This window comes from Nostoc sp. (genome assembly GCF_036917155.1).
Classification (GTDB): Bacteria; Cyanobacteriota; Cyanobacteriia; order Cyanobacteriales; family Nostocaceae; genus Nostoc.
In genome coordinates this window covers 1-9,485 of sequence record NZ_JBALDZ010000075.1, presented here as the reverse complement: position 1 = coordinate 9,485, position 9,485 = coordinate 1, and the positions used below count along the sequence as shown (strand labels likewise).

The 9,485-nt window shown below is 41.2% G+C and carries 9 protein-coding genes and 1 pseudogene; 7 read left to right on the top strand and 3 right to left on the bottom strand.

From position 1 onward, the window contains the following. The first annotated feature begins 381 nt into the window (after positions 1 to 381). Positions 382 to 1,704, top strand: coding sequence for a hypothetical protein (locus tag V7K67_RS11215; RefSeq protein ID WP_442943812.1), 1,323 nt, complete (start codon positions 382 to 384; stop codon positions 1,702 to 1,704). Positions 1,705 to 1,716: 12 nt separating this feature from the next. On the opposite strand, the gene V7K67_RS11210 is transcribed toward V7K67_RS11215, so the two are convergent. Next, positions 1,717 to 2,637, bottom strand: a complete 921-nt coding sequence (locus tag V7K67_RS11210; protein ID WP_334729562.1) for a lysylphosphatidylglycerol synthase transmembrane domain-containing protein — start codon at positions 2,635 to 2,637, stop codon at positions 1,717 to 1,719. 336 nt (positions 2,638 to 2,973) lie between these two features. Here V7K67_RS11210 and V7K67_RS11205 point away from each other — a divergent pair, with 336 nt between their 5' ends. Then, positions 2,974 to 3,573, top strand: a complete 600-nt coding sequence (locus V7K67_RS11205; RefSeq protein WP_334708626.1) for a hypothetical protein — start codon at positions 2,974 to 2,976, stop codon at positions 3,571 to 3,573. 376 nt (positions 3,574 to 3,949) lie between these two features. Here the strand turns inward: V7K67_RS11205 and V7K67_RS11200 are convergent, their stop codons facing one another. Beyond that, complete coding sequence (locus tag V7K67_RS11200; protein ID WP_334729561.1) at positions 3,950 to 4,822, bottom strand: S-methyl-5'-thioadenosine phosphorylase; 873 nt, start codon at positions 4,820 to 4,822, stop codon at positions 3,950 to 3,952. Positions 4,823 to 4,920: 98 nt separating this feature from the next. Here V7K67_RS11200 and V7K67_RS11195 point away from each other — a divergent pair, with 98 nt between their 5' ends. The 3 genes from V7K67_RS11195 to V7K67_RS11185 all read left to right on the top strand — a co-directional run bounded on the left by V7K67_RS11195 (position 4,921) and on the right by V7K67_RS11185 (position 7,026). Further along, positions 4,921 to 5,253: a DUF5674 family protein gene (locus tag V7K67_RS11195; protein ID WP_334729560.1), complete on the top strand. Its 333-nt coding sequence runs from the start codon at positions 4,921 to 4,923 to the stop codon at positions 5,251 to 5,253. Further along, positions 5,250 to 5,624, top strand: coding sequence for a hypothetical protein (locus tag V7K67_RS11190; protein ID WP_335166535.1), 375 nt, complete (start codon positions 5,250 to 5,252; stop codon positions 5,622 to 5,624). Before V7K67_RS11195 ends, V7K67_RS11190 begins: the two co-directional genes overlap by 4 nt. Before the next feature lie 274 nt (positions 5,625 to 5,898). After that, positions 5,899 to 7,026 carry a metallophosphoesterase family protein gene (locus V7K67_RS11185; RefSeq protein WP_335166533.1) on the top strand — a complete coding sequence of 376 codons (1,128 nt, stop codon included), beginning with the start codon at positions 5,899 to 5,901 and terminating at the stop codon, positions 7,024 to 7,026. Between the two features lie 194 nt (positions 7,027 to 7,220). Here V7K67_RS11185 and V7K67_RS11180 read toward each other — a convergent pair whose 3' ends face one another. Continuing rightward, on the bottom strand, positions 7,221 to 8,453 hold the full coding sequence (locus tag V7K67_RS11180; protein ID WP_334729557.1) for an FIST signal transduction protein: 1,233 nt from the start codon (positions 8,451 to 8,453) through the stop codon (positions 7,221 to 7,223). Positions 8,454 to 8,825: 372 nt separating this feature from the next. On the opposite strand from V7K67_RS11180, the gene V7K67_RS11175 reads away from it, so the two are divergent. Beyond that, positions 8,826 to 9,071 (top strand): Calvin cycle protein CP12, encoded by a 246-nt coding sequence (locus V7K67_RS11175; protein ID WP_334729556.1) that lies wholly within the window; start codon positions 8,826 to 8,828, stop codon positions 9,069 to 9,071. Between the two features lie 314 nt (positions 9,072 to 9,385). After that, a pseudogene (locus V7K67_RS11170) lies at positions 9,386 to 9,485 on the top strand (RNA-guided endonuclease InsQ/TnpB family protein); the annotation flags it as partial.

The following is a 9,485-nucleotide window of genomic DNA, read 5'->3' as shown; positions in this document are numbered from 1 at the left end:
TATTTTCTGGTTACTTGATTGTTCAAATTATCATCAGCGCATTTTCTGTTTATGTAGTTTATCCATGCTACTTATTGAAGTGCGGAATGTGGGTTATATTTCTTCATATACATTGAATTTTTCTCACCGACTTAATTAACTAAGTCGGCACAATAAAACTAAACTATGTGAAAAAAAGTGGCTCTTCACAAGTAAGTAATTTCACTAAACTATTTGATGAAGTATTAAACAATTTGCCTTTAATACTTTATTTATGGTCTTAGTTAATCAAATTTATGTAAAAAAATTACCGAATCACTGAAGAATAGATTGATGGTACTGTTCACCAAGGTTAAGCTGGTAATAATATGAACAGGCAGCCTTTTTGTCCTGATAACTGAAATGACCACTAATCGTTTATCAATTAGTCAGGAAGATCCCCATTGTGTTACGTCTAACTCTCAACGGCTAAATGTGCAAGTTGCACAAGAGGAGGTTTATAGCTTTTTCGTAGAAATTGTCAAAAAGCTGCCACCAGAGGATGTTTTGCGGGAATTCAAAGGTTTATTTATAGATGGACTTGATTCAGAAGATTCCGATTATATACCTGGAATATACAGCATTTTTTTAGATGATAACGAACAGGAGTTATGTAATACACTTAAACGGTGTTGCTACATCATCGTTAATAATTGGAAAACTAACCGAAAAGACAAGTATATCCAAGAATTAGTTAATTTATTTGTTAATGAAAATCTGAAGATCAAGGACAACAATCCTTCAGTAGTAAAGATTTGTAAAATCTGGCTAGAGAATTTTGTCAACAGCAAAGATTACAAGGATTTGAAATTATTCGCTACTAAATATGAGGAATCATCTAAAGGTCATTGGGCTAATCGCTACACTTCTTATTTATTAATTGATCAATCTGTTAATGAGAAGAATCCTAGAGAGCAACAAGAGGCTGCTAGAAAGCTTTCTAAACAGATGAAAGACAAATTTAAGTTTGAACTAGCAATGTATATTGCTCGTTCTCAATCTGCCGTCTCAAGCACAGAACGCTATACAAATCCCAGTATTTTGGGAGACCAAGCTCTGCGTTTAATCAAAGCAATTGTCTTAAAAAGAGGTGTGTTTAGTCATGAGAATATTGCCCATATATTTATCAAACAAACTCAAAACCAAACTCTGGAAGAATTTAAAATAAATCTGGAAAAATATCTATTTCTTTCTGTAGAAAATCCAAAATCAGTCGAGACTTGGCGGCAGCAGTTTGTAGATACTTTATCCTTATGGAAGACTGATTATAATCAAGAAAATATCACTAAAGAATTATTTTTGAGAACCTGTAATCGAGTAATTGATTGCTTGACAACAGAAAATAGCAAAGAGCCTTCGTCATTATTTGTCTTATTGCTGAACCAAGGCAATGCTCTAACATTGGTAATTATACTGTTAAAGATTATTTTGATTTCTAGAAATTCCCGCAGACATTTAGAAACTCGGGTTGCTAATCTGATTCGTTTTTACGAAAAATATTCAGAAGAGGAATGCAAGGGAGTAATAAATTTTATCGAGATTTTTAATATCACCTTTGCAATTTATGCAGAAAACGTAGAATATAACCTGATTAAGATGGAAGAAGAGGAGCAAAGCAGTAATCAGAAGTTAAATCTCGATGGTTATCGTGTGTTTTCACAGATGAAGGTAGATAGAAAAAAATAAGTTTTGCCTGATTTATGATTTAGCAAGGCGTTCGTCTAGCCAAGCGAGGATAGCACCCGCAGTTTCAGCTAGAATACTAATGAGACGATATAGAGCGATCGCACTAAATACTAAAGCTGCTGGAAAGTGGTGTCGTAAAAGTTCATAGGCAGTCGCTTCAAACACACCCAACCCACCAGGCGCACCCGGTACGACAAACCCCAATAACCAAGCGCAACTAAAAGCCCCTAACAACAAAGGAATTTGATTCGTATTCAACGAACCCAGGGCGGATATGGTTAGTATAAACCCAGCGGCGCGTAATCCCATAAAGCCTAATTCTCCTAGCAAAGGGCGTAAGGGATAGCTTTTAAGACTGAAAGGAACACTTGATTGAGTGTTAGCAGCAGACTTTTTTGCTTTCAATCTGTATAAAAAGCGAATAACTGGGTTTAAAAACCAGGGATGAATCGCACAAAGGACTACAGCTAAACTCAGCAATTGTAGTATTCGGATAACAAGGGTAGTATTAGCTGGTGCAAATTGGCTACTGCATAGAACAATAATGATTAAAGCAGCCGCTAGCATGAGTAGGGGTTCCAGCAAAACGCTTAGGGTGGCTGCACCAGTAGGAATCTTGGCATTTTTAGCAGCGACAACTCGTCCGTAGTGATGCCAGATATTACCTGGTAAATACTTAGCTATATTCGTTTTTAGGTAAACTTGGATAAACTGGGGAGATGATACAGGTTGATTTAACTCTTGGAGAATCCAAGTCCAGATCCAGCCTGCCCAAGTATGAGCTAGTAAAGTTATCCCTGTAGCGATCGCCATAATTGCCCATCCTACATCATCAATGCGGATAGCAGTAACCTCGCTCCAATTATCTTTCAAAGCTTTCCCTAAAAAAAACAGCGTTCCCCCCAAAATTATCCAGCGGAAAAATTGCTTCATGGATTTAGTAATTTAACGGTGAGAGCTACAAAGGCTAAATAGCTTAAATCTTATGGTATATCAGCTATATATCCAAAGCTTTTCAGGTATCAAACAGGTTGATGTAGCTCTTTTGACAACAACTATTTTATCTTAGTTTATCTCTCCCTAGAGTTAGATAAAATTATTCCTTTTGTACTAATTAAAATGTGACTTGCGCTAGAGTAAAACTCATTTTATTATTCATATTATTAAATAAAGTTATTATTTTTCTGAATGCTTGGAATACAAAAATAATTCCAAATGTCATCTTGGTTGAAGTTTAACTTAGTCACAAAAATGCAAGGAGTGAGAACTATGAAAAAAGCAATGAATTGGCTGAAAAACATTCGTCCCTTGAAATTCCTAACTGTTTTTTTGGCAGGAATGTTTTTATTTATGACACAGGCTTGTGGCGCTCCAGGAGTAGCAGCACAGCCACCACAGCCAGGTTCCCAAGCACCTAACGTCCGGGGATATGATTCTACAAAAGATTATCCTCTTTCTTCTCCTGCTGGCGGGATAAATAACTTTAGTGATGTAGATCCGAGAGCGAGAGATGAAAAGGCAGCTAATGATAGAGCTGAGGCGCTAGTAAAAAATGCTCAAAAAAATATTGAGCAGAAGGGAATTGACAGCCGAGAGCAATATGTTCGGAATTTCCAACAAGGTACACCCCTTGGTGAAAGAGTGAAGAATCTGGGTGAAGATGTTAGTAGTTCCGCTGAGGAATTGCGGGAAGGTGTTGTTAAGGGTACTCAGCGTGGATTTGAAAATCTCAAGGAAAATACCCAAAATGCAGCCAAAGACTTGACGAAAAATGTTCAACGTGGGGCTGATGACGCTGGTAAAAATGTTCAGCGCACAGCAGAGGATGCAGCCGACGCAGTGAAAGGGGCAGTCAGAAAGGTTGATTGAAATTAGTTATCGAAACAGAACTCAGAAGTCAGAATTCAGCATGAATTCTATACAAGTGGCTGATGAATAGATAGGTTTAACACCCCCACCAAATCGTAAGATTTGGTGGTTTTCAATCAGTTGCGGGTCTATACCTGGATTTCTCACCAATGCTCAAAGCCTGTGCTTGTGCAGGGGAGCAGGGGAGCAGGGGAGCAGGGGAGCAGAGGAGAGTTCAATGTGCCAAGTTCAATCCCCTGCGCCCCTCTGCATTTCAAACTTGTGAGAAATGCGGGTATAGCAAGATCCCCGTAGGGTATCTATCCCCCACTGATAGCATTTGCAAAGCGTCTTGTAGAGAGCGTCTTGATTCTGAATTCTGAATTCTTCTTCACTACTACAAATACTTCTGCAACAATAACCCTAATTTTTCCTTTGTTGCTGCTGGTGCTTTATCCAACTGAGTCAAAATCGCATACTGCAACGCCGAATGCGCCTCACTCGGCGGCGGATTTTCACTCAAGCGGCGCACAGTTTCTTGAATCACCTTTTGAGCATTCACAGCATTCCGCAGCAAATTGCCAATCACTAATTCTACCGTCACACTGTCATGGTCTGGATGCCAACAATCATAATCTGTCACCAGCGCTAAGGTTGCATAAGCAATTTCTGCTTCCCTCGCCAACTTCGCCTCTGGTAAATTCGTCATACCAATAATTGTTGCATCCCAACTGCGATAAAGATTCGATTCTGCTTTAGTAGAAAAAGCTGGGCCTTCCATGCACACATAAGTACCGCCGCGATGGAGAGTAACTTCTGGTAAATTGAGAGATGCGATCGCATCTGCCAACACAACAGCCAAATTCTTACAAATCGGATCGCCAAAGGCAATGTGAGCCACAATTCCTTCACCAAAAAACGTTGAAATCCGATTTTTTGTCCTGTCAATAAACTGATCTGGCACCACCATATCCAGTGGTTTAGCCTCTGCTTTCAAGGAACCTACAGCACTAGCTGAGATTAAATACTTTACACCCAATTGTTTCATCGCATAGATATTCGCGCGAAACGGTAACTCAGAAGGTAAAAGCGTGTGATTGCGGCCATGACGCGCTAAAAAAGCTACCCGTGTCCCATCCAAAGTCCCCAGAATCAAAGCATCAGATGGGGAACCAAAAGGAGTTTGGACTTGCACCTCTTCGACATCTTTGAGCGCATCCATTTTATACAGACCGCTACCACCAATAATTCCAATACTAGCTTGAGCCATGACTCTGAACCTGTTACTTGCTGATCTGCTAAGTTATTTTATCGTGGATGTCTTGCCAAACTCTTCTTTACTCAACGCTTAGAAGTGAGGAAAACACATTGATTCTGTTAATTCGTACTCGTGCTACTCCTGAACAAATAGAGCAGATGCTCCAAGAATACAAGTTCGATATCAAACTTGCAGTTGATATCGAGAGTCGGGTAATAGTTGGAGGTGGTAATATGCACGCTGACTGTGAAGAAGTTTTGTTGAATGAGGGCAGTAGGCAACAAAATATTTGGGCTGCCAGTTTTATGCCTGTGACTGGGAAAGTTATTTATGAGTCAATGGTAAATCTTCGCCCTCGCCAAAACCGATCAATGGAGATACTTGACTCTAATATTAAAGAAAGGATGGCTCAAATCATCAAGGAGTTTTTCGGTAACTTATGACAGACTTTACCTTGAAGCAACAAAGCTTTGTGCAGAACGATATCCCCACTCGTTTGGGTCACTTAGCAGCAAATTTATCTCAAATTAAAACCTTGTGGCTCGAAGGGTCGCATCAGGACCCGATTATACACCTTGTTAAAGAGAGTAGGTATTTTATTGAGTGGATTGTCCCTGATATGGTAAAGGCAGACGACATTGACCGAGCAGCAGAGTTAGTTGACTTAGTTCGGGTTTTGACGCGCTGGCTGTTTAAGTGGGATACAATCTGGTCGGATGCTACAGAAAAGCTATCTGCTGCTGAACAAACAGAAAATTGGTTGAAGCGCGTTGTAGAAATATCGGGTAGAGAACCTGAATCACTGAGCGCTTGACTTCCAGGTTTTAGTTCTAGGAAAACTCTCGCATCTCTTAACCGACCACGACTTTTCTATATCTTTAGCCCATATCCATTTGGATAAAATTTTTAAATCTTTTAGCAAAGCATCAATAATTTCATTCCAAATCTCCTTTGTATATGGTGTGCGATCGCTGCTTCATGTATACAAATGTTAAGTAGATGCACTCCTACGCAGGGAAACAAAGCAAGCGTTATACTTTTGGAAAAAGACTTGTTTTAACCCCTGCTTTTAACATTTTCATAAATCAATGACTCTCAATTTTCGCTTTGCGGTAGTCAGCGACTTACACCTGGCACTTCCTCACACAATCTGGGATCATCCCAGCCGCTTTCATCTAGTGGAAGTAAGTATCTCGGCGTTTAAAAGCGTACTAGAACATTTAATACAACTCGATTTAGATTTCCTGTTGTTACCAGGAGATTTAACCCAACACGGCGAACCAGAAAACCATGCTTGGTTGCAACAATGTTTAGCCGAACTTCCTTTTCCCGTCTATGTTGTTCCTGGGAATCATGACGTTCCTGTACTGTTGGCCGATCAGCAATCAATTGCTTTTGCGGATTTTCCCTACTATTACACCAAGTGTGGCTATGAAGATCCACAGCAGATTTACTACATTCGTCAGTTGCTACCTGGAGTTAAGCTGATTGGACTGAATTCTAACTCCTTTAATGACCAGGGTGAGCAAGTGGGGTGTTTAGATGCCAAACAGCTACGGTGGTTAGAAGAGGTACTGGCGGCATCTGGTGATGATTTAGTTTTGGTGATGGTGCATCATAATGTGGTGGAGCATTTGCCCAATCAATCGAGTCATCCACTAGCAAATCGCTATATGTTGTCCAATTCCGCAGAACTGTTGCAATTGCTGAGGCGCTACGGAGTCAAGCTAGTGTTTACCGGGCATTTGCACGTTCAGGATATTGCTTACTCAGATGGAGTTTATGATATTACCACTGGCTCTTTAGTGAGCTACCCTCACCCTTATCGGGTGCTAGAGTTTCATCGCGATCACCAAGGTAAAGAATGGTTGCAAATTTTATCCTATCGGGTTGAGTCTGTGCCTGAGTTCCCCGACTTGCAACAGTCATCAAGGCAGTGGATGGGCGATCGCTCTTTCCCTTTCCTAATTAAGCTACTAACTCACTCTCCATTAAACTTACCATTATCACAGGCAAAAGAATTAGCCCCTGGTTTGCGTGACTTCTGGGCGACTATTGCTGATGGTGATGCAGTCTTAGATTATCCTCATTTTCCCCCAGAAGTGCGGCGTTATATTCAGACATATAGTGCATCACACTCCAACCCAGACATCGCCACTGCTGGAACTTTGACCATGATTGATAATAACACCACACTTTTGCTGGATAAGAGTTAGGAGTGATTGAATTTTGGATTTTAGATTTTAGATTTTTATTTCAATCCCTTCTCCCAAGGGGAGACGCTGCGCGAACGGGTTCAGCAGTCACTCATGGGGGAAACCCCCATCGCCTTTGGCGTCTCCCCTTGGGAGAAGACCGTGCTGCTTCACCAAAATCCAAAATTCAAAATCTAAAATTGGTTTAACACTGATTACTGATTTTGACGACAAATTCCAAATGCTGAAGTGTAGGCGTGTAAGAAGGTTCTGCCACCAACAGGGCCGATTTCACCGCCACAGAAAAAGCCACCTACAGGAATATCGTTAAGGTAGCGCTGAAATAGTTCCGAATCGAAGTTGGGTTTACCATACAGTCCTTCACCTCGTCCCAAACAGGCAAACATCAAAGCAGCTACGGCAGAGGGTTCAGATTCTCGCTGGTGTTGATAACTTTGCAGGAGTAATTCTAAGTCTTCAGCAGAAGCTTGGGCATCGCGGAGGTGGAATTGCAGCCTTTGACCAGGACGGACGCGATCGCCAATTGCGATCGCCCCAGCTGTTGGATCGACCCCAAGAATGCCACGAATTAAAAAGTCTCCTTGCTGCAAAGCCAACTTAAATTCATCCATTGCCACACCCACAAACAGAGAATGCTGTGCTAAACTCCGTTCTTGTTCGCTGAGACTAGCAATCAAATCTCGCAACACCACTAAAGGTACTTTTTCATCCAACTCCAGAATAATATTGCGATCGGCTTTTGTGACTTGCAATGGTTTGCCAATCGGCCGGCATCCTTGGGCTACAATCGTTTCTAAAACAATATTGCCAGTCAAAGCTATACCAACAGTGCCCTCTCTGTACAGGTTTTGCTGTTCCTCACTACTAGCATCGTTACAAAATAAGGCAACACGACCACCCATACCCCCACCACTAGCCTGTCCCCCTACTATTACCGATCCTGGATAAGCAAAATCCAGCCCTTGTAACAAATTGTTGATTCCAGAGGCGAAAGAACTAGAAAGTAAGATGAACTGGGGCGTGGGGAAGGGTGGCACACCAATCAAATCAAGCCAAGCATCTGGTGAACTATCTAAGTCAGGTAATTCTTCAGCAACAACATGAAAAACTTGAATCTTCACTCCTGGAAGATATGCTAAAGTCAAGCTAATAGCTGGTTCAGCTTCTAGTTCTTGGGTATCTCCGCTAACTGTCCTCCCAATCACACCTCCACCACTACAGCCAATTAACACTGGCACAGAAAGTTTCTCAGCTAACAAGGGTAACAGTCGGGAATACTCACTCGTAAAAGCAGACGAAATGAATACCAGTCCTAGATCCGCGGGTGCCGTTAACGATGAGACAGCACGTTCCACCACATCTGTAACAGCGGCTTCCAAAGAATGACGGGTTGATAGGGCATTTGCCCACTGCATTTGGTCTGCCATGAGTTTTGAGCTTCTTTCTCTTTTTAGGCTAGTAGGTTTTGACTTTTGATTTTGGGAAGAATTGCATTTTATAAGAATTGACACCAGCCCTTTGTCTCCACCATCCCAAGAAGCTGGGGTTGTCATTCCCTATATAGGCATCTAAATATATTGTATGATTATTTATCTATGCTACTGATTCCACAAAATCTTAAAAAATAAAGGTAAATGCATTATAGATGCGCTAACTTGCTGTATTGGTTATAAATCAATAGGCTAAAGCACTAACTTATGATCGGCTAAATGGTTAGAATGGTTATTAATCAAGCGAAAAACTGCCATTTCTGAACATTTTCTATACTAGTATTAACAACACACAACGAGACTAAAGCAATGACCAACATCCAAGAAACAGCAACAAGCGATATCCAAGATAAAATCCAAGAAGAAGTGGAACAAGCGCGTACTGTTTGCGATATCAACGGTAGCAACTCCCCAGAGTGTGCTGCTGCTTGGGATGCAGTAGAAGAATTGCAAGCCGAAGCTTCTCACAAGCGCCAAAGCAAGCCAAAAAACTCTCTAGAACAGTATTGTGATGACAACCCAGATGCAATTGAATGTCGTGTTTACGACGACTAAAAATTGAGACAAGCTGATTTTCTGTTGTTTGGTCAGCAAGCAACCAGGATTGACCAAAGAATACGCCCAAAGTGGGGGATGCGGAGATTCACCAATATCCTCCACTTGCAAGCGTTTTATTTAAAGCGCCCGATTTTAGTTGTGGAGAGAAAAAATACAGCAGAATTCAGGAGTCAGAATGGGCTACGCCCTCCTGCGCTAACACAAGCAAAATAGGCTTTATACCTGCTTTTGAGACTTAGCTTGTATACCTTACTAACTTGAAATCCGCTGTAAATTCCTTATTTGAACGTATCGCGGCAGTCCCTACCCTCAACATCAAGGTTGATTATTTTGAGCAACAGAATTGTTTACCGGCTTTTAAGGATGTCTGGATAGAATACAAAGAACTCCCAAGTCATGCGCTGCAAGCCA